Origin of the sequence: Pseudomonas sp. NPDC087626, assembly GCF_044743405.1 — a bacterium.
Classification (GTDB): Bacteria; Pseudomonadota; Gammaproteobacteria; order Pseudomonadales; family Pseudomonadaceae; genus Aquipseudomonas.
In genome coordinates, this window is sequence record NZ_JBIUWJ010000017.1 from 47375 (window position 1) to 68035 (window position 20661).

A 20661-nucleotide genomic window follows, 5' to 3' on the forward strand; every position below is an offset into this window, starting at 1 on the left:
CGCCTACCGTATGGCGTCGGTCTTGCGGGTGATGAGGTCGACAAACGCCTTGGCCATCGGCGACTTCTGGTCCTTGCGCTGTACCAGCCACACCGCCGACATGGCCAGCGGATCGAGTAGCGGTCGGTAGACCACGCCGTCGATGCGCATCCGTTGGTAGGACGCCGGTAGTACCGAGACTCCCAGCCCCGCCGCTACCAGGCCGATGATGGTCATGGCCTCGCCGGCTTCCTGGGCAAAGTGCGGGCTGAAGCCGGCGTCGCGTGCCAGGCTCAGCAGTTGCGCGTAGAGGCCGCTGCCGTAGCTGCGCGGAAAGAACACGAACGGCTCATGGGCCAGCGCCGACAGAAACAGGCCCTCCTCACTGCCCACCGACAACGGGTCCTTGGCACTGAGTACCGCCACCAGCGGCTCGCGGGTCAGCTCGACCACCTCCAGCGAGTCCGGCAGCGGCAACGGCCGCATGATGCCGACCTGGATCGACTCGTCCACCAGTGCATCGGCGACCTGGGTGCTGCTCATTTCCCGCAGGTTCAGGTGCACGGCCGGGAAGCGCTGGCGAAAGGCAAAGATGGCTTGGGGGATGGTTGAGTTGAACGGCGCCGATGAGGTGAAGCCAATCTTCAACTCCCCCAGCTCGCCCAGTTGAGCGCGGCGGGCCACATCAGCGGCTTTGTCGACCTGGGCCAGCACCAGCCGCGCCTCTTCAAGGAACAGCCGGCCAGCCTCGCTGAGTTCGACCCGACGATTGGTACGCTCGAACAGACGCGCCCCGACCTCCTGTTCCAGTACCTGGATCTGCTGGCTCAGTGGCGGCTGGGAGATGCCCAACACCTGTGCCGCGCGGCCGAAATGCAGTTCTTCGGCGACGGCGATGAAGTAGCGCAGATGGCGCAATTCCATGAAAACTCCATTAGGTCGTAAAACCTCTTAAACAGGTCGAACAATATATTGGATAGAAACATTAGCCAGCTATATGCTTTTTTCATTGCCTGCCCGGCCGTGCACTCCTGAGGTCCCCCGTGAAAACTGCTGTTGCGCCACTCGCCCATGATCTTCCGCCTACCGCACAGGCCCCCGGGGTCGCCCAACTGCATGAGGTGTACATCGAAAAAGGTACGCCGATGTTCCTGCGCACGGTGCTCGCGCTGTTCAGCGGCGGCTTCGCCACCTTTGCCTTGCTGTACTGCGTGCAGCCGATGATGCCGCTGTTTTCCCATGAGTTCTCGATCAACGCCGCGCAGAGCAGCCTGATTCTCTCGGTGTCCACCGGCATGCTCGCCATCGGCCTGTTGATCACCGGCCCCCTGTCCGACCGCATCGGCCGCAAACCGGTGATGGTCGCAGCGTTGTTCGCCGCCGCGCTGTGCACCCTGGGCAGCGCCCTGATGCCGACCTGGGAGGGCATCCTGCTGATGCGCGCGCTGACCGGCCTGGCCCTGAGCGGCCTGGCGGCGGTGGCGATGACCTACCTCAGTGAAGAGATCCATCCCCAGCACATCGGCCTGGCAATGGGCCTGTACATCGGCGGCAACGCCATAGGCGGCATGTGCGGCCGACTGATAGTCGGGGTGCTGATCGACTTCGTCAGCTGGCACACGGCGATGCTGGTGATTGGCGGGTTGGCGCTGATCGCCGCGGCGGTGTTCTGGAAGATCCTCCCCGAATCGCGCAACTTCCGCGCGCGCTCGCTGCACCCACGCAGCTTGCTCGATGGCTTCACCATGCATTTTCGCGACGCCGGCCTGCCGCTGCTGTTCCTCGAAGCCTTTGTGCTGATGGGCGCCTTCGTCACGCTGTTCAACTACATCGGCTATCGCCTGCTGGCCGCGCCGTACCACATGGACCAGGCCTTGGTCGGCCTGCTGTCGGTGGTGTACCTGTCGGGCATCTACAGTTCGGCGAAGATCGGCTCCCTGGCCGATCGCCTGGGTCGGCGCAAGGTGCTCTGGGGCACCATCGTGCTGATGCTTGGCGGGTTGGCCGTGACCATGCTCAGCCCGTTGCCACTGGTGATCGTCGGCATGCTGATCTTCACCTTCGGCTTCTTCGGCGCACACTCGGTGGCCAGCAGCTGGATCGGCCGCCGCGCCACCAAGGCCAAGGGCCAGGCATCGTCGCTGTACCTGTTCAGCTACTACGCCGGGGGAAGCATCGCCGGTACGGTGGGCGGCGTGTTCTGGCACCAGGGCGGCTGGAACGGGATCGGGTTGTTCATCGGCACGCTGCTGGTGATTGCGCTGCTGGTAGCGTTGAAGCTGGCGAAGTTGCCGACCCTGGCGGAGAGCGCCAAGCCCTGACGCAAAAAAGGGCCGCATGGCGGCCCTTGGGGAAAAACTCGGTCTTAGTTGAGGATTTCCACCCGATCGACATCGATCTCACGCTTGAGCAAGCCCTTTTCCACTTCACCGGTCAGCTTGACCCTGGTTTTGTCGTTGAAGGCGACCGCAGGTAGATCTTCATCATCGATTTCAACGGTGACCGTACCGCTGGAATCCTTGAACTCGTATTTGTCGTCGTTGTTCAGCTTCTTCACCACAAAACCCTGCAGGACGACTGGCGTGTCGTCAGCTGCTTCGTTGGCCGCGGCCACCGTGGTGATGGGCTCGGCACCCGGCCCGGTGTAACCGGCAGCCAGGACCGCGGTGCTGAACAGGGGGGCAACAAGCAGAGCGAGGTAGCGTGCTTTCATGGCGATGATTCCATCTGGATTTCGATGGACCCAGGGTAAACAGGCTCGCTGAATTGAAACTTAATCTGCGCGCAAAAAAATGCCCGGCAAGCGCCGGGCGTTTTTTATCGGGTCACGATCACTCGTGATACTGCGCCGACAACTCGTGCACCGCGCGCAGGAAGGCACCGGCGTGTTCCGGATCGACTTCCGGGGTGATGCCGTGGCCGAGGTTGAACACGTGGCCGCTGCCTTTACCGTAGCTGGCGAGGATCCGCCCGACTTCGCTGCGGATTGCTTCTGGCTTGGCGTACAGCACCGTCGGGTCCATGTTGCCTTGCAGGGCTACCTTGCTGCCGACGCGGTCACGGGCGCTGCCGATATCGCAGGTCCAGTCCAGGCCCAATGCATCAGCGCCAGTGTCGGCGATGCTTTCCAGCCACAGGCCGCCGCTCTTGGTGAACAGGATCACTGGCACTTTACGGCCTTCGTGCTCACGGATCAGGCCGTTGACGATCTTGCGCATGTAGGCCAGAGAGAACTCCTGGTACGCCGCCGCCGACAGGGCGCCGCCCCAACTGTCGAAGATCTGCACTGCTTGTGCGCCGGCCATGATCTGGCCGTTGAGGTAGCTGGTGACCGTCTGCGCGAGCTTGTCCAGCAGCAGGTGCAGGGCTTGCGGGTTGTCATAGAGCATGGTTTTGGTCTTGCGGTAGTCTTTCGACGAACCGCCTTCAACCATGTAGGTGGCCAGGGTCCAGGGGCTGCCGGCGAAGCCGATCAGCGGCACGCGGCCGTTGAGCTCGCGGCGGATGGTGCTGACTGCATCCATCACGTAGCCGAGGTCTTTGTGCGGATCAGGAATCGGCAGGGCTTCGATGTCGGCCAGGGTGCTGACGACTTTCTTGAAGCGCGGACCTTCGCCGGTCTCGAAGTACAGGCCTTGGCCCATGGCATCGGGGATGGTCAGGATGTCGGAGAACAGGATCGCCGCATCCAGCTGCGGATAGCGGTCGAGCGGCTGCATGGTGACTTCGCACGCGAACTCCGGGTTCATGCACAGGCTCATGAAGTCGCCGGCCTTGGCGCGGCTGGCACGGTATTCAGGCAGGTAGCGACCGGCCTGACGCATCATCCACACGGGCGTGACGTCTACGGGTTGCTTGAGCAGGGCACGAAGGAAACGGTCGTTCTTCAGGGCAGTCATGTCGGCATCCGGAAAAAAAGTGCGGGCATTTTCTCAGAGCCGGGCGCAAAAGGCACGGTTGCAGGTCAGCCTTTTGTCTATCGGGTCAATTTGTCGCAATGGAATGCAGTTTTTGCAGCACCACAAAACACTGTGGGAGCTGGCTTGCCAGCGATGCAGACACCTCGGTGTGTCAGGTAGACCGAGGTGATGCTATCGCTGGCAAGCCAGCTCCCACAGGTATTGCGTTGCAGTTTCGAACGGGGTTTACACGCCCAGGTAATCCAGGATCCCTTCGGCGGCATTGCGGCCTTCGAAGATCGCCGTCACTACCAGGTCGGAGCCGCGCACCATGTCGCCACCGGCGAAGATTTTCGGGTTGCTGGTCTGGTGCTTGAACTTGCCTTGCTCCGGGGCCACGACGCGGCCCTGGCTGTCGGTCTGGATGTCGAACTGCTCGAACCAGCTGGCCGGGCTTGGACGGAAACCAAAGGCGATGACCACGGCGTCGGCCGGGATGATCTCTTCGGAGCCCGGAATCGGCTCGGGGCTGCGGCGGCCACGGGCGTCCGGCTCGCCGAGACGGGTCTCGACTACCTTCACGCCTTCGACCCGGTCTTCGCCGACAATGGCGATCGGCTGGCGGTTGTAGAGGAATTTCACCCCTTCTTCCTTAGCGTTCTTCACCTCTTTGCGCGAGCCCGGCATGTTCGCTTCATCACGACGATAGGCACAGGTCACCGACTTGGCGCCCTGGCGAATCGAGGTGCGATTGCAGTCCATCGCCGTGTCGCCGCCGCCGAGAACCACGACCTTCTTGCCTTTCATGTCGACGAAATCTTCCGGCGACTTTTCAAAGCCCAGGTTGCGGTTGACGTTGGCGATCAGGAAGTCCAGGGCGTCGTAGACGCCCGGCAGGTCCTCACCGGCAAAGCCGCCCTTCATGTAGGTGTAGGTGCCCATGCCCATGAACACCGCATCGTATTCTTCGAGCAACTGTTCGATGGTCACGTCCTTGCCCACCTCGGTGTTGAGGCGGAACTCGATGCCCATGCCGGTGAAGACTTCGCGGCGATTGCTCAGCACGGTCTTTTCCAGCTTGAACTCGGGGATGCCGAAGGTCAGCAGACCGCCGATTTCCGGGTTCTTGTCGAACACCACCGGGGTCACCCCGCCGCGCACCAGCACGTCGGCACAACCCAGGCCCGCCGGGCCCGCACCGATCACCGCGACACGTTTGCCGGTCGGCTTGACCTTGGACATGTCCGGGCGCCAGCCCATGGCGAACGCGGTGTCGGTGATGTACTTCTCCACCGAGCCGATGGTGACCGCGCCGAAGCCGTCATTAAGGGTGCAGGCACCCTCGCACAGACGGTCTTGCGGGCACACCCGGCCGCAGACTTCCGGCAAGGTGTTGGTCTGGTGCGACAGTTCGGCGGCGGCGAGGATGTTGCCCTCGGCCACCAGCTTGAGCCAGTTGGGAATGAAGTTGTGCACCGGGCACTTCCATTCGCAATACGGGTTACCGCAACCCAGGCAGCGGTGGGCCTGGTCGGCCGACTGCTGGGGTTTGAAGGGTTCGTAGATTTCCACGAACTCTTTCTTGCGTTGACGCAACAGTTTCTTCTTCGGATCCTTGCGCCCGACCTCGATGAACTGGAAGTCATTATTCAGACGTTCAGCCATGTTAAAACCTCATCAAACTCTTCAGGCGCATATCACTGCGGGTTGGCACGAGTGCTGGAAAGCAACGTTTTCAAGCTGGCAGCCTTAGGCTTGACCAACCAGAAACGGCGCAGGTAATCATCGAGGTTCTCAGCGAGTTCACGACCCCACTCGCTGTCGGTTTCCTCGACGTACTCGTTCAGCACACGCTGCAAATGGCTACGGTAGGCTTCCATCGCCTCGCCGCTGATCCGCTGGATTTCCACCAGTTCATGGTTGACCCGGTCAACGAAGGTGTTGTCCTGGTCGAGCACATAGGCGAAACCACCGGTCATGCCTGAGCCGAAGTTGTAACCGGTCTTGCCCAGGACGCAGACAAAACCACCGGTCATGTATTCGCAGCAGTGATCGCCAGTGCCTTCGACCACGGTGTGGGCACCGGAGTTACGCACCGCAAAACGCTCGCCCGCGGTACCGGCGGCAAACAGCTTGCCGCCCGTGGCGCCGTACAGGCAGGTGTTGCCGATAATGGCGCTGTCCTGCGTCCTGTAGAGGCTGCCCTTGGGCGGAACGATAACCAGCTTGCCGCCGGTCATGCCCTTGCCCACGTAGTCGTTGGCATCGCCTTCCAGGTACATGTTCAGGCCGCCGGCGTTCCATACGCCAAAGCTCTGCCCGGCAGTACCTTTGAAGCGGAAGGTGATCGGCGCATTGGCCATGCCCTGGTTACCGTGCTTACGCGCGATTTCACCGGAGATCCGCGCACCGATCGAACGGTCGCAGTTGCAGATGTCCAGGGCAAATTCGGCGCCGCTCAGGTCGTTGATGGCCGAGGTGGCCAGGTCGACCATTTTCTCGGCCAGCAGGCCCTTGTCGAACGGAGGGTTGCGCTCGACCTGGCAGAACTGTGGTTTGTCTGCCGGGATGTGATCGCTGCCCAGCAACGGTGTCAGGTCCAGGTGTTGCTGCTTGGCGGTCTGGCCTTCGAGGATGTCCAGCAGGTCGGTCCGCCCGATCAGCTCTTCGAGGGAGCGCACGCCCAGCTTGGCCAGCCACTCACGGGTTTCTTCGGCGACGTAGGTGAAGAAATTCACCACCATGTCGACGGTACCGATGTAGTGATCCTTGCGCAGCTTCTCGTTCTGGGTCGCCACGCCGGTGGCGCAGTTGTTCAGGTGGCAGATGCGCAGGTATTTGCAGCCCAGGGCGATCATTGGCGCGGTGCCGAAGCCGAAGCTTTCAGCGCCGAGGATGGCCGCCTTGATCACGTCGAGGCCGGTTTTCAGGCCACCGTCGGTCTGCACCCGCACCTTGCCGCGCAGGTCGTTGCCGCGCAGGGTCTGGTGGGTTTCCGCCAGGCCCAGTTCCCATGGAGCGCCGGCGTACTTGATCGAGGTCAGCGGTGAAGCACCGGTGCCGCCGTCGTAGCCGGAGATGGTGATCAGGTCGGCATAGGCCTTGGCCACACCGGCGGCAATGGTGCCGACGCCAGCTTCTGCCACCAGTTTCACCGAGACCAGGGCCTTGGGGTTGACTTGCTTGAGGTCGAAAATCAGCTGCGACAAATCTTCGATCGAGTAGATGTCGTGGTGCGGCGGAGGCGAGATCAGGGTCACGCCTGGCACTGCGTAACGCAGCTTGGCGATCAGGCCGTTGACCTTGCCGCCCGGCAGTTGCCCGCCTTCACCTGGCTTGGCGCCCTGGGCCACCTTGATCTGCAGCACTTCGGCGTTGACCAGGTATTCCGGGGTCACACCAAAACGGCCAGTGGCGACTTGCTTGATTTTCGAGCTCTTGATGGTGCCGTAGCGTGCCGGGTCTTCGCCGCCTTCGCCGGAGTTGGAACGCGCACCCAGGCGGTTCATGGCTTCGGCCAGGGCTTCGTGGGCTTCCGGCGACAGCGCGCCGAGCGAGATACCGGCGGAGTCGAAGCGTTTGAGCACCGATTCCAGCGGTTCGATCTCGCTGATGTCCAGCGGCGTCTCGAGGGTCTTGACCTTGAACAGGTCGCGGATCATCGACACCGGGCGGTTATCCACCAGCGCCGTGTATTCCTTGAACTTGGCGTAGTCACCCTGCTGCACAGCGGCTTGCAGGGTGTTGACCACGTCCGGGTTGTAGGCGTGATATTCGCCACCGTGGACGAACTTCAGCAGGCCGCCCTGCTGGATCGGCTTGCGCGGGCTCCAGGCTTCGGCAGCCAGGGCCTTCTGCTCGGCTTCGATGTCGACGAAACGCGCGCCCTTGATCCGGCTCGGTACGCCACGAAAGCTCAAGTCGCAGACTTCCTGGGACAGGCCGATGGCTTCGAACAACTGCGCACCACGGTAGGACGCAATGGTGGAGATGCCCATCTTCGACAGGATCTTCAGCAGGCCCTTGGTGATGCCTTTGCGGTAGTTCTTGAACACCTCATAGAGGTCGCCCAGCACTTCGCCGGTGCGGATCAGGTCGCCCAGCACTTCATAGGCCAGGAACGGATAGACCGCCGAAGCGCCGAACCCGATCAGTACCGCGAAGTGGTGCGGATCGCGCGCAGTGGCGGTCTCGACCAGGATGTTGGAGTCGCAGCGCAGGCCTTTTTCGGTCAGGCGGTGGTGCACCGCGCCGGTAGCCAGCGAAGCGTGGATCGGCAACTTGCCCGGGGCAATATGACGGTCGCTCAGCACGATCTGGGTGCGACCGGCGCGCACGGCTTCTTCAGCCTGGTCAGCGACATTGCGCACTGCGGCTTCGAGGCCAAGGCTCTCGTCGTAGTTGAGGTCGATGATCTGGCGTTCGAAGCCCGGGCGATCGAGGTTCATCAGCGAGCGCCACTTGGCCGGGGAAATCACCGGCGAGCTGAGGATCACGCGCGAGGCGTGTTCCGGCGACTCCTGGAAGATGTTGCGCTCGGCACCGAGGCAGATCTCCAACGACATGACGATGGCTTCACGCAGCGGGTCGATCGGCGGGTTGGTGACCTGGGCGAACTGCTGGCGGAAATAGTCGTACGGCGTGCGCACGCGCTGGGACAGCACGGCCATCGGCGTATCGTCGCCCATCGAACCAACAGCTTCGTAGCCCTGCTCACCCAGTGGACGCAGTACCTGGTCACGCTCTTCGAACGTCACCTGGTACATCTTCATGTACTGCTTGAGCTGGTCGACGTCGTAGAAAGCCGAACCGTGGTCGTTGTCTTCCATGGTCGCCTGGATGCGCAGGGCATTCTTGCGCAGCCATTGCTTGTACGGATGACGGGACTTCAAGCGGTTGTCGATGGCGTCGGTGTCGAGGATCTGCCCGGTCTCGGTGTCCACGGCAAAGATCTGGCCCGGACCCACGCGGCCCTTGGCGATCACGTCTTGCGGCTGGTAGTTCCAGACGCCGATTTCCGAGGCCAGGGTGATGAAGCCGTTCTTGGTAGTGACCCAGCGCGCCGGACGCAGACCGTTACGGTCAAGCAGGCACACCGCGTAGCGACCGTCGGTCATGACCACGCCAGCCGGACCGTCCCACGGCTCCATGTGCATCGAGTTGTACTCGTAGAACGCACGCAGGTCCGGGTCCATGGTCTCGACGTTCTGCCACGCTGGCGGAATGATCATCCGCACGCCACGGAACAGGTCGATGCCACCGGTGACCATCAGCTCGAGCATGTTGTCCATGCTCGAGGAGTCCGAACCCACGCGGTTGACCAGCGGGCCGAGCTCTTCCAGGTCCATCAGGTCGTTGCTGAACTTGGTGCGACGGGCCACGGCCCAGTTGCGGTTGCCGGTGATGGTGTTGATCTCGCCGTTGTGCGCCAGGAAGCGGAACGGTTGGGCCAACGGCCATTTTGGCAGGGTGTTGGTGGAGAAGCGCTGGTGGAACACGCAGATCGCGGTTTGCAGGCGCTGGTCACTCAGGTCCGGATAGAAGGCGGTGAGGTCCGCCGGCATCATCAGGCCTTTGTAAATGATGGTCTTGTGGGAAAAGCTGCAGATGTAGTGGTCGGTGTCGGCGGCGTTGGCCACGGACGAACGACGACGGGAGCTGAACAGCTTGATTGCCATGTCCTGATCGCTCAGGCCATCGCCGGCGATGAACACCTGTTCGATCTGCGGCAGACGCTCCAGGGCCAGGCGGCCAAGGACGCTGGTATCGATCGGCACTTTGCGCCAGCCGACCAACTGCAGGCCTTCGGCGAGGATCTCGCGGTTCATGTTCTCGCGCGCGGCCTCGGCTTTAACCGGGTCCTGATTGAAGAACACCATGCCCACTGCATATTGCTTGGGCAATGCTACGCCGAAGGTTTCCTGGGCGATTGCCCGCAGGAACACATCCGGTTTCTGAATAAGCAGACCGCAACCGTCACCGGTCTTGCCGTCGGCGTTGATCCCACCGCGGTGGGTCATGCAGGTCAGGGCCTCGATGGCCGTTTGCAAAAGGGTATGACTGGGTTCGCCCTGCATATGGGCTATCAGGCCGAAACCGCAGTTATCCTTGAATTCATCTGGTTGGTACAGACCTGCTTTCATAGACACTTTCTCACCAGGCTGCCTCTTATCGAGACAAATTTCTTTTCAATTCAACCACTTACCTTCCGCGCCGAACGTACGCCAGCTTTGCGGGGGCAAAAGGGAGGTCATTGTACACACCGACACAGAGGCTCACAAATTTGACGACGAAATGTCGCAAATCTATGTCGCATTTATGAAAGGTTTAAAGCGATCTACTGTGCTAGTCAAAACTTTTTTTAATTCTGACCGCAACGACTCAAAGACTACTGTGACGCAGACACCACAAGGCACGCGGCCTGGGGGCAGCATGCCTTGCAGAAATTTTGAGGTGCCGGGAGAGGCGGCCTGGGTAAGGCCGCCGAATCTTCAGCGAGCTGTTGCCAGTTCTTGTTGGACGCTGGCGACAGAGCGAGGCCAAGGTTTACCAGCCTGAACCTTCGCTGGCAAGGCCTTGATGGCGGATACAGCGGCATCGCGGTTGGCGAAGTTACCGTAGGTGATGACGTAAAGCGGCTTGCCGTTGAGGACTTTCTTGAAATAACGGTACTCGCCGCCCTGCTCCTTGACGAAGCTCTGGGCCGAGGCTTCCGAGCTGGTGCCGAGGATTTGTACCACGTAGTTACCCGGCTTCTGACCGGCATACCAGGTGCCACCGGCTGCCGGCGCTGCCTTGGCGACAGTGGCTGGCTTCTCTACTGGCTTGGTCACCGGCGCTGGCTTGACCACAGGCGCGGGTGCCGGCTTGGCCACTGGGGCCGGGGCAGGCTTGGCCGTCGCGACCTGGGTTGGCGCAGGCACCGGCTTGGCCGCGGGCGTCGGCGCAGGACCGGCAGGCACGCCGCTTGGCGGAGCAATGGTGGTCACGGTCGGCGGAACACTGCTGGAGCCTTCGAGCGGCACGCCATCATCGCCCTCGGTGATGCCACCGGCAGCTTCAGCCAAAGGACCGCGCATAACCGGCTGCGACTGGCCGACCAACGGCAAGGGCATTGGCTGGGTATTGCCGGCGAATTCGACCGACGGCGCACCGCCGTTGGCACCCTGACCCAGGGGCAACTGCGCCTGCTCGTTGGCAGGAGCTCCGGTGGTTGGTGTCTTGTTGCGACCTGGCAGCAACCAGGCGGCAGCCACCGCGACCACGACTACGGCGGATATCGCCAATACGTGTTTCTTCGGCATGTTGAACCCCATACTTGGACGCTTGACCGCGGAGCGGCTAGCAATCATGGCTTCGATCATCGCATCGCGGGCAACCTGGTTGATGTTTCCAGGCCAGCCGTCGGAGCTTTCGTGAATCTCAGAGATCTGATTAGCGGTAAAAAGTTCGATTCCCCTGCCCGCACCCTCAAGACGCTGGGCCAGGTATTCGCGGGTTTCTTCTTCCGCGTAGGGCTGCAGCTCGATCACGTGGAAGCGCTCTTCCTCGGTGCTCAACTGCTCAAGCCCGGCGATCAGCGAAGGCTCGCCAAACAGGAACACATGCGGGCGGCCTTCCGGGGCGCCAGCAGCCAAGGCCAACAAAGCCTCAAGCGCCGATTCGTCGAGCTGCTCGGCATCATCCACCAGCAGATAGACCTCCTGGCCGGTCAGCGCCAGTTGCACCACTTGCTTGAGGATCGCGCCGACTTCCGCCTGGGCGACATCCAGGGACTGGGCTACCTGACGCAGCACACCCGCTGCGTCGCCGGCACCACGGGCGGAAACCACCACGCTCTGCACCGACTGTTTGTTGGTGCTGGCCACCAGCGCCTGGCGCAACAGGGTCTTGCCACTGCCCAACGGGCCAGTGACCACCAGCAATAACTGGCTGTAGCGGGCCAGGTGATGCAGTTGCCCCAGCACCGGTTTGCGCTGGGCAGGGAAAAACTTGAAGCCAGGCACCCGCGGAGCAAAGGGGTCGTGGTTCAACTGGTAGTGGCCTAGGAACGCCTCGTCGGCATGCAAACTGGTCATTGTGATCTTATTAACCTTTCAGCTGAGCCAGGGCACGGTAATCCGCTCCCAGCGTTGCCTGTAAAATCTCTTTCGGATAATCGTCGGTCACGACTGCCTCGCCCATGCGGCGCAGCAGCACCAGGCGCAGACGTCCGTCGATTACTTTCTTGTCGATTGCCATGTGTTCGAGAAAATCGGCTTCGCTCATCTCTGGCGGCGGGATCACCGGCAACCCGGCGCGCAGGAACAGGGCAATGCCACGGTCACGCTCCTTGGGAGTGATCCAGCCCAGGCGCGAGGACATCTCCAGGGCCATTACGGTGCCAGCAGCGACCGCCTCACCATGTAGCCACACACCATAGCCCATGTGGGTTTCGATGGCGTGACCGAAGGTGTGCCCCAGATTGAGAGTGGCGCGCACGCCGGTCTCACGCTCGTCGGCACCGACCACCGCGGCCTTGGCTGCACAGGAGCGCGCGATCGCATAGGTCAGGGCGTCCTGGTCCAGGGCCCGCAGGCGGTCAACGTTTTCTTCGAGCCAGGTGAGGAACGGCTCGTCGCAGATCAAACCGTACTTGATGACTTCGGCCAGGCCCGCGGACAGCTCGCGCTCCGGCAGTGTATTAAGGGTGGCGGTATCGATCAGCACCACGTTGGGCTGATAGAAGGCGCCGACCATGTTCTTGCCCAGCGGATGGTTGATACCGGTCTTGCCGCCCACCGAGGAGTCGACTTGCGACAACAGGGTGGTCGGTACTTGGATGAAGTCCACGCCCCGCTGGTAACAGGCGGCAGCGAACCCGGCCATGTCGCCAATCACTCCGCCGCCCAGGGCGATCACGGTGGTGCGGCGGTCATGGCGTGCGGTCAGCAGGCCGTCGAATATGCTTTGCAGGGTTTCCCAGTTCTTGAAGGCTTCGCCGTCGGGCAGTACCACGGAAATGACCGAGAACTGCGCCAGGCTGCGGGTCAAGCGCTCCAGATACAGCGGGGCAACGGTCTCGTTGGAGATGATTGCCACCTGCCGTCCGGCGATGTGTGGCGCCAGCAACTCGGGCTGATCCAGCAACCCTTCGCCAATATGGATCGGGTAGCTACGCTCGCCTAGATCAACCTTAAGTGTCTGCATGTGTCCCCACAGTAAGTTGGAATCAGGCGTCCTGCCTTATGTTATCGACTGGCCACGTCTGCCTGTGTGACGTGGCGTGCTAGCCATGCGCCACACCCGACTGCCGCCATGGCGCGACGCCGAGGATAGCGCATTTCGCCCTGCGGATTAACGGGGAGGTAGCTGCTGCAAGCGTTCCAGAATATCCAGCACCACCATCCGCGGCGGCCGCTCATCGGTTTGCACCACCAGGTCGGCGATTTCCCGATACAGCGGATCGCGCAGGGCCAGCAAGTCACGCAGGGTTTTTGCCGGATCAGCGGTACGCAGCAAGGGACGATTGCGGTCGCGCGCGGTGCGCCCGACCTGCTGCTCGACCGAGGCGTGCAAGTAGACCACGCGACCGCCGGCGTGCAGCGCCCGACGATTGGCTTCGCGCATGACCGCACCACCGCCGGTCGCCAGCACCACGCCATCGAGCTCACAGAGCTCGGCGATCATCGCCTGCTCGCGATCACGAAAGCCGGGTTCGCCTTCCTTATCGAAGATCCACGGGATATTGGCGCCTGTGCGCAATTCAATTTCCTTATCGGAATCCTTGAACGGCAGACGCAGCTCTTTGGCCAGCAAGCGGCCGATGGTGCTTTTACCCGCACCCATTGGCCCAACAAGAATCAAATTTCGCACAGAATCAATGACTCACAGCAATCGCCTGGTTATTCATGATACGCGGAGTGAGAAATACCAGCAGCTCGGATTTTCTCTCCGACACCACGTCACGCCGGAAAAGGCGGCCAAGATACGGCACATCACCAAGAAATGGCACCTTATCTACAACCTTGCTTTGAGTATTTGAGAAAACCCCGCCTATGACGATGGTTTCCCCATCGACCACCAGCACCTTGGCATTGACCTCGTTTTTCTTGATCGGCGGCACATCCTGCACCTTGTTCAGGTAATCGGGCTCGTCCTTGGTGACCTTGACCTCCATGATGATGCGATTGTCCGGGGTGATCTGCGGCGTCACCTCCAGCGACAGCGAAGCCTCCTTGAACGACACCGAGGTGGCGCCGCTGGAGCTGCTCTCCTGATAAGGAATTTCAGTGCCCTTGAGGATCTTCGCGGTTTCCTTGTCGGCAGTCACCACCTTGGGTTGCGAGACGACTTCGCCGTTGCCGGTTTTCTCCATGGCCGACAGTTCAAGGTCGAGCAGCAGGTTATCGGTAATGAATGCAATGCCCAGCCCCGAGGTAGCACCCGCTGCCCCCATATCGACAAATGGCGCGCTGCCCGAGCTGAGCAGAGCCGCTCCATCGCCGCCAACCCCGGAGGCACTCCAGTTGCCCCGGCCCATCGCACCACCCCAGCGCACGCCCAGACTCTTGTCGTAATCGACATTGGCCTCGACTATCCGCGCCTCGATCATCACCTGGCGTACCGGCACATCCAGTTGCGTGACGATCCGTCGTAGCTCGTCCATTCGATCCTGGGTCTGGAAGGCGATGATGTTGTTGGTTCGCTCATCCACCGTCAGCGTGCCTCGCTCGTCGAGTCGGTCCTGGGCATTGGTCACTGACTGGAACAGCCGGGCTATTTCAGTGGCCTTGGCGTAATTGACCTGCAACAGCTCACGCCGCAGTGGGGCGAGTTCGGCCAGTTGCCGCTGCGACTCCAGCGTCTGCCGCTCACGGGCGGCAATTTCCTGTGCCGGGGCGACCAGCAGGACGTTGCCAGCCCGACGCTGGTCCAGGCCCTTGGTCTTGAGTACCAGGTCCAGCGCCTGGTCCCAGGGCACGTTATCCAGGCGCAGCGTGATGCTGCCCTGCACCGAGTCGCTGGCCACCAGGTTGAGGCCAGTGAAGTCGGCGATCAGTTGCAGCACCGAACGCACTTCGATGTCCTGGAAATTCAACGACAACCTTTCGCCACTGAAGGCATGACGTTCGGCGCGCTGATCACCGGGTGGCGCGACAATATCCAGCGCCCTGGAACTGGCCAACAACCCCGGTGACAGCAGCGCAATCCATAGCGCCACACCGAGGGACGAAAAAATCCTGTACATGGTTAGAGCTCCACTAGGAGTGCGTGTTCAAGGAAAGGCTGCGTGGTCGTTCCAGCCAGGCGCCCTGGCCGTCGGGCACCAGCTCGACCACCTCGACCCGGGTCTCGCTGACCGATACCACTCGGCCTTCATTGCGCCCGAGGTAGTCACCCACCTTGAGCCGATGCACCGCACCCGCACCGCGCAGCAGGGCATACGCCCCCGAGGCACCGACCATGGTGCCGACCATTTCAAACTGCTCGATGCTGAAGCGCTCGAGGTGCTGGCGGGGGCGCAGTCGATCCGGCTCACCCCTTGGCTCGCCCCGCAGCAGCCCCTCCTCGCCCGTCGTGACCTGCGGCGAGAACGGACTGCGCAGCGACGCCGCGCCGTAACTGAACACCGGGTACGACGCCCACGTCGGCACGGCTTCGAGAGGGCCGGGCAATTCAAGGCGCGCTTCATCCATGTAGGTGTCCAGATCACTGAAATCGCGCTCACCACCACAGCCAGCCAGACCACCGAGCAACAACGCCAAGCACCCGCAACGCACCGTGTTCATGGTTGCTGCCCGCTGTCGGCGGAGCGATAGGTTCTTGCCAGGATGTTCATGCGCAGCGTCGGACCCTCGCTGGAATCCAGCGGGCGAATGCTGAAGTCGTGCAGCGTGACGATCCGCGGTAAGGCCGAGACAGCGCTGACGAACGCCGCCAGGTCATGGTAGGCCCCCCTCGCGCTGATCTGGATTGGCAGCTCGACGTAGAACGGCTGGTTGACCTCGGGCAACAACTTGATCTCTTCCAGCTCCAGACCACTGCCCGAGCCTGCACGACTGATGTCCTCCAGCAACCCTGGCATCTCAGTGTCGCCGGGCAGTTGCCGCAACAGCGTGGCGAAGGCGCTTTGCATAGTCCTCATCTGCTCGAGGTGAGGCTGTAAATGGGCCGCTTGGTGCGCCTTGCTCACAAATACCTGCTTGAGTTCGGCCTCCCCGGCGCGGGCAAGTACCAGCCGCGCCTGCAGTTCGCGCAAATAGAAGCTATAGCCCAGGACCAGCAGCACCACCATAACCAGCACGCCCAGCAGGGCTTTGCCCAGCGCCGGCCAGGTCGCCATGTTGTGCATGTTCAGGCCATCGAGGGTCAACCATGGGAGCCGCCTCATGCCTCCACGCCGGCTTGCGCCTGAGCCACGGTCAAGCGAAAAACACTGGTCGAGTCCTCGTCGCCAGCGCTTGCTGTTTTAACCTCCTCCAGCACAGGAACAGCCAGGCCACCCGCGGCCGCAAGGCTACGCAGGAGCTGCGAAACCTGGGCATTGGACTCGGCCACACCGCCGATCGACAGCGTCTTGCCGACCCTCCCCAACTCGGTGAAATACACACCATCGGGCAGTGCGCGGGTCAATTGATCGAAGAGCCTGACACTGGCCGGCCGATTACCTTGCAGACCCTGAATGATCTGCAACCGCGCCAGCAACTGCTCGCGCCGGGCTTGTAGATCGCTGATCTGGCTGATCCGCTCATCCAGGCTGGCAATGCGGGCACCAAGGTAGGCGTTGCGCGAAGCTTGCTGCTCGATGGCGCGGTCAAGGATGCGCTCGCCCAGCACGATGAGGCCGGTCGCAACTACGGCGATACCGACCAACTGCCACAAGAAATGTTGGTGCCGCACCTCGCGCTGCTTTTCACGCCATGGCAGAAGATTGATCCTGGCCATCAGTCAAAGCTCCTTAACGCCAGACCGCAGGCGACCATCAACCCGGGCGCATTGTGGGCGAGTGCCGCAGCATCGACCGCACTGCCCAAGGCCATGCCGGCAAAAGGATTGGCCACCCGGGTCGGGATGCCCAGATGCTGTTCGAGCAGGCGATCCAGCCCGGCCACCGCGCAGGCCCCTGCGGCCAGCAGGATATGCTCGACTGCGCCGTGCTGGCCCAAGGCGAAAAACTCCTGCAATGAGCGCGATAGCTGTTGCGCCAATACCTCAGCATCGCGAGACAGGTCCAGCCCACCCGGCTGCGTCGCCACTCCTGCCGGTTCGAGAGCAAACCCGTAGCTCGGCTCACCGGCCTGGTTCAGTTGGTGCGCACCCAGCAGTTGTTCGCGGGCATACAGGATCTGGCCAGCGCTTATCACGCTTAAAGTCGACAGACCGTTGCCAATCTCGACCAGCGCCACTAGCGACTGCGCCTGGGCACCGTCCGGCGGCGTTGCCAGCAGATCCACGCAACGCGCCAGCGCATGCGCCTGGATATCCACCACCCGCGCCGTCAGCCCAGCCAGTTCCAGCGCGGCCTCAAGCAACTCGACATGATCCTTGCGACAGGCCGCCAGCAACACCTCGACCTGCCCCGGATTGTGCCGCGAGATTCCCTGGACCTGGAAATCCAGGGCCATGTCATCGAGGGGATAGGGAATGTACTGGTCCGCGTCCAGCTTCAACTGGCTTTCCAGGTCGTCGTTCGTCATTCCCGCTGGCATTTCCAGGGTCTTGGTGATGACCGCCGATCCGGAAACCGCCACTGCTACATTGCGCACCCGGGTCCCGGCTTTCAGCCATGCGCGGGCCAATGCCTGCCCCACGACCTCCACTTGAACAATGGCGGCCTCCACCACTGCATTCGCCGGCAACGGCTCTATTGCGTAGGTCTCGAGCCGATAACACGCGCCTGAGCGGCTTAATTCGACCAGCCTGACCGAGGCGGCGTCGATGTCGATACCCAAGAGGGTTCTAGGTTTTTTCCTGAAGAGTCGTGGCACAGTCAATTCCCTATGACTTTCCGTGAGTTACGCGTGCTTTGCCGGCCTTGCAGGCAATCGCAACGTCTTGACAGCGTGGCCAAATGCGCTTTAAGCGGAAAAATGCTTATAATGCCCAGCGTTTTTTTCCGCTTTCTTCAAGCGCAGGCCGCTCCTTGTTTTCCCTGAATGCCCTGACGCCAAATTCATTCTTTGCCCTGGATATCCAAAAGCCTTGATTCGTCTGCTGAAATTTTTCGGGTGGTCCATCGTCGCTGTTTTCTGCGGACTGCTGCTGGGTCTGAGCGGGGCGTTTCTTTACCTTAGTCCCGGACTGCCGTCAGTGGAGGCACTGCGAAGTATCCAGTTGCAGATTCCATTGCGGGTCTACAGCAGCGACGGCAAACTGATCGCAGAATTCGGCGAGATGCGCCGCAATCCCATACGTTTCGCCGACATTCCACCCAATTTCATTAATGCGTTACTAAGTGCTGAAGACGACAACTTCGCCAATCACTACGGCGTCGACCCGAGCAGCCTGATGCGTGCCGCCACGCAGTTGGTAAAAAGCGGACACATCCAGTCCGGCGGCAGCACCATCACCATGCAGGTGGCGAAGAACTTCTTCCTGACCAGCGAACGCAGCTTCTCGCGCAAGACCACCGAGATCCTCCTGGCCCTGCAAATCGAGCGTCAACTGACCAAGGACGAGATCCTCGAGCTCTACGTCAACAAGATCTACCTGGGTAACCGCGCCTACGGCATCGAGGCGGCGGCGCAGGTGTATTACGGCAAGTCGATCCGCGACGTCAGCCTGGCGCAGATGGCGATGATTGCCGGCCTGCCCAAGGCCCCTTCGCGCTTCAACCCGCTGGCCAACCCGGCGCGCAGCAAGGAACGTCGCGACTGGATCCTGGGGCGCATGTACAAGCTCGGCAAAATCGACGAGGCAGCGTATCAAGCTGCGGTCAATGAGCCGCTCAATGCCAGCTACCACGTGCCGACTCCGGAAGTGAACGCCCCCTACATCGCCGAAATGGCCCGCGCCGAAATGGTCGGACGCTACGGCAGCGACGCCTACACCGAAGGTTTCCGGGTCACCACGACCGTGCCGAGCAACCTTCAGGAAATGGCCAACACTGCCGTGCATGAAGGCCTCATCACCTACGACCAGCGTCACGGCTACCGCGGCCCCGAATCCCGCCTGCCCGGCAAGACGCCCGACGCCTGGGCCAGCGAGCTGACCAAGCAGCGCACCATCAGCAGCCTTGAGCCGGCCATCGTCACCGAGGTCGACAAGAATGGCTTGCAGGTGCTGACCCGCACCGGCGCAGAGCACGTGGCCTGGGACAGCATGAAATGGGCCCGGCCATTCCTCAACACCAACAGCATGGGGCCTAATCCGCGCCAACCGTCCGATGTGGCCCAGGTCGGCGACCTGATCCGCGTCCAGCGCCAGCCCGACAACAGCCTGCATTTCAAACAAATTCCGGTCGCCCAAGGCGCACTGGTGTCCCTGGACCCGCAAAACGGTGCGATCCGCGCCCTGGTCGGCGGCTTCGCTTTCGAGCAGAGCAACTACAACCGCGCCATGCAGGCCAAGCGCCAGCCAGGCTCGAGCTTCAAGCCATTCGTCTACAGTGCGGCGCTGGATAGCGGCTACACCGCAGCGACCCTGGTCAATGATGCGCCGATCGTGTTCGTCGACGAGTACCTGGACAAGGTCTGGCGCCCGAAGAACGACACCAACACCTTCCTCGGCCCGATCCGCATGCGCGAAGCTCTGTACAAGTCGCGCAACCTGGTCTCGATCCGCCTGCTGCAAGCGATGGGCGTCAGCAAGACCATCGATTACATCAGCCGCTTCGGCTTCAACAAGCAGGACCTGCCGCCGAACCTGTCGCTGGCACTGGGCACCGCAACCCTGACGCCCATGGAGATCGCCACCGGCTGGAGCACGTTCGCCAACGGCGGCTACAAGATCACCCCGTACATCATCGACAAGATCGAAAGCCGCAATGGCGACACGCTGTTCGTCGCCAACCCGCCGAGCGTGCCCAAGGGCGATATCGCCAGCAACGGTATCGCCGCGCCGACCGCCGAGACCTTTACTGTCGACGCCACGCCAGGCGAAGCCCCGGCCGCACCAGCACTCGAACAGGCACCGGCGATCGCGGAGCGTATCGTCGACCCGCGCACCACCTACATCCTCAACAGCATGCTGGAAGACGTGATCAAGCGCGGCACCGGCCGTCGCGCCCTGGCCCTGGGTCGTAGCGACCTCGCGGGCAAGACCGGCACCACCAACGAGTCCAAGGACGCCTGGTTCTCCGGTTACAACGCCGACTACGTGACCACTGTCTGGACCGGTTTCGACCAGCCGGAAAGTCTCGGCCGGCGCGAGTTCGGTGGCACCGTCGCGCTGCCGATCTGGATGAGCTACATGGGCGCCGCCCTCAAGGACAAGCCGCCACACACCCAGCCAGAGCCCGAGGGCATCCTCAGCCTGCGGGTAGACCCGGTCAGCGGTCGCGCCGCCTCCCCAGGCACGCCAGGCGCCTACTTCGAACTGTTCAAGGCCGAAGACACGCCTCCGACCGGCAGCGAGCTGGGCAACGGCAGCGCCCCGGGCAGCCCACTGCCGGCAGACGAAGTGGCGCCGATCGATTTGTTCTAGAGGTGCAGGTGCAAGCTGCGAGCTACGAGCTACGAGCTACGAGCTACGAGCTACAAGAGAAAAGCAGTGATGCGCCGCTCCTGACTTGCAGCTTGAAGCTTGAAGCTTGAAGCTTGAAGCTTGAAGCTTGAAGCTTACCCATAAAAAAACCCTGGCT

The 20661-nt window shown here is 61.9% G+C and carries 14 protein-coding genes and 1 pseudogene; 2 read left to right on the forward strand and 13 right to left on the reverse strand.

Going from position 1 to position 20661, the window contains the following annotated elements:
- Nucleotides 1–3: 3 nt before the first annotated feature.
- The gene (locus ACIOVD_RS16010; protein WP_401129019.1) at nucleotides 4–903 is read right to left on the reverse strand and encodes a LysR substrate-binding domain-containing protein; all 900 of its coding nucleotides are present in this window, start codon (nucleotides 901–903) and stop codon (nucleotides 4–6) included.
- Between the two features lie 119 nt (nucleotides 904–1022).
- Between ACIOVD_RS16010 and ACIOVD_RS16015 the strand changes: the two genes are divergently transcribed.
- Complete coding sequence (locus tag ACIOVD_RS16015) at nucleotides 1023–2300, forward strand: MFS transporter (protein WP_401129022.1); 1278 nt, start codon at nucleotides 1023–1025, stop codon at nucleotides 2298–2300.
- Between the two features lie 44 nt (nucleotides 2301–2344).
- On the opposite strand, the gene ACIOVD_RS16020 is transcribed toward ACIOVD_RS16015, so the two are convergent.
- The 12 genes and pseudogenes from ACIOVD_RS16020 to pilM form a co-directional block, all read right to left on the reverse strand.
- The gene (locus ACIOVD_RS16020; RefSeq protein WP_095167231.1) at nucleotides 2345–2692 is read right to left on the reverse strand and encodes a YgiW/YdeI family stress tolerance OB fold protein; all 348 of its coding nucleotides are present in this window, start codon (nucleotides 2690–2692) and stop codon (nucleotides 2345–2347) included.
- 118 nt (nucleotides 2693–2810) lie between these two features.
- A complete protein-coding gene (gene hemE, locus ACIOVD_RS16025; protein WP_095167233.1) occupies nucleotides 2811–3878 on the reverse strand; it encodes a uroporphyrinogen decarboxylase in 1068 nt (355 codons plus the stop codon).
- A 246-nt stretch (nucleotides 3879–4124) separates the two neighbouring features.
- Complete coding sequence (locus ACIOVD_RS16030) at nucleotides 4125–5543, reverse strand: FAD-dependent oxidoreductase (protein ID WP_095167235.1); 1419 nt, start codon at nucleotides 5541–5543, stop codon at nucleotides 4125–4127.
- A gap of 32 nt (nucleotides 5544–5575) precedes the next feature.
- Entirely contained in the window at nucleotides 5576–10021 is a 4446-nt protein-coding gene (gene gltB / locus ACIOVD_RS16035; RefSeq protein ID WP_401129027.1) for a glutamate synthase large subunit, read from the reverse strand.
- Nucleotides 10022–10369: 348 nt separating this feature from the next.
- A complete protein-coding gene (locus ACIOVD_RS16040; protein ID WP_095167239.1) occupies nucleotides 10370–11956 on the reverse strand; it encodes an SPOR domain-containing protein in 1587 nt (528 codons plus the stop codon).
- A gap of 10 nt (nucleotides 11957–11966) precedes the next feature.
- Entirely contained in the window at nucleotides 11967–13067 is a 1101-nt protein-coding gene (aroB, locus tag ACIOVD_RS16045; protein ID WP_159993278.1) for a 3-dehydroquinate synthase, read from the reverse strand.
- Between the two features lie 147 nt (nucleotides 13068–13214).
- Nucleotides 13215–13733: a shikimate kinase AroK gene (gene aroK, locus ACIOVD_RS16050; RefSeq protein WP_095167243.1), complete on the reverse strand. Its 519-nt coding sequence runs from the start codon at nucleotides 13731–13733 to the stop codon at nucleotides 13215–13217.
- Nucleotides 13734–13737: 4 nt separating this feature from the next.
- Nucleotides 13738–14982 (reverse strand): annotated as a pseudogene (locus ACIOVD_RS16055) (type IV pilus secretin PilQ); the annotation flags it as partial.
- 139 nt (nucleotides 14983–15121) lie between these two features.
- Nucleotides 15122–15649, reverse strand: coding sequence for a pilus assembly protein PilP (locus ACIOVD_RS16060; RefSeq protein ID WP_401129032.1), 528 nt, complete (start codon nucleotides 15647–15649; stop codon nucleotides 15122–15124).
- Entirely contained in the window at nucleotides 15646–16251 is a 606-nt protein-coding gene (locus ACIOVD_RS16065) for a type 4a pilus biogenesis protein PilO (RefSeq protein WP_401129035.1), read from the reverse strand. Before ACIOVD_RS16065 ends, ACIOVD_RS16060 begins: the two co-directional genes overlap by 4 nt.
- Nucleotides 16248–16805 carry a PilN domain-containing protein gene (locus tag ACIOVD_RS16070; protein WP_095167250.1) on the reverse strand — a complete coding sequence of 186 codons (558 nt, stop codon included), beginning with the start codon at nucleotides 16803–16805 and terminating at the stop codon, nucleotides 16248–16250. Before ACIOVD_RS16070 ends, ACIOVD_RS16065 begins: the two co-directional genes overlap by 4 nt.
- Nucleotides 16805–17848, reverse strand: coding sequence for a type IV pilus assembly protein PilM (gene pilM / locus ACIOVD_RS16075; protein WP_320333462.1), 1044 nt, complete (start codon nucleotides 17846–17848; stop codon nucleotides 16805–16807). Before pilM ends, ACIOVD_RS16070 begins: the two co-directional genes overlap by 1 nt.
- Nucleotides 17849–18065: 217 nt before the next feature.
- Here pilM and ACIOVD_RS16080 point away from each other — a divergent pair, with 217 nt between their 5' ends.
- Nucleotides 18066–20504, forward strand: a complete 2439-nt coding sequence (locus ACIOVD_RS16080; protein ID WP_371917579.1) for a penicillin-binding protein 1A — start codon at nucleotides 18066–18068, stop codon at nucleotides 20502–20504.
- The last annotated feature ends 157 nt before the right edge of the window (nucleotides 20505–20661 follow it).

Excerpts from the sequence above, each read along its gene's own strand:
- ACIOVD_RS16010 (WP_401129019.1), bottom strand. The coding sequence starts at position 903 with ATGGAATTGCGCCATCTGCGCTACTTCATCGCCGTCGCCGAAGAACTG.
- ACIOVD_RS16020 (WP_095167231.1), bottom strand. The coding sequence starts at position 2,692 with ATGAAAGCACGCTACCTCGCTCTGCTTGTTGCCCCCCTGTTCAGCACC.
- hemE (WP_095167233.1), bottom strand. The coding sequence starts at position 3,878 with ATGACTGCCCTGAAGAACGACCGTTTCCTTCGTGCCCTGCTCAAGCAA.
- ACIOVD_RS16030 (WP_095167235.1), bottom strand. The coding sequence starts at position 5,543 with ATGGCTGAACGTCTGAATAATGACTTCCAGTTCATCGAGGTCGGGCGC.
- gltB (WP_401129027.1), bottom strand. The coding sequence starts at position 10,021 with ATGAAAGCAGGTCTGTACCAACCAGATGAATTCAAGGATAACTGCGGT.
- ACIOVD_RS16040 (WP_095167239.1), bottom strand. The coding sequence starts at position 11,956 with ATGACCAGTTTGCATGCCGACGAGGCGTTCCTAGGCCACTACCAGTTG.
- aroB (WP_159993278.1), bottom strand. The coding sequence starts at position 13,067 with ATGCAGACACTTAAGGTTGATCTAGGCGAGCGTAGCTACCCGATCCAT.
- ACIOVD_RS16060 (WP_401129032.1), bottom strand. The coding sequence starts at position 15,649 with ATGAACACGGTGCGTTGCGGGTGCTTGGCGTTGTTGCTCGGTGGTCTG.
- ACIOVD_RS16065 (WP_401129035.1), bottom strand. The coding sequence starts at position 16,251 with ATGAGGCGGCTCCCATGGTTGACCCTCGATGGCCTGAACATGCACAAC.
- ACIOVD_RS16070 (WP_095167250.1), bottom strand. The coding sequence starts at position 16,805 with ATGGCCAGGATCAATCTTCTGCCATGGCGTGAAAAGCAGCGCGAGGTG.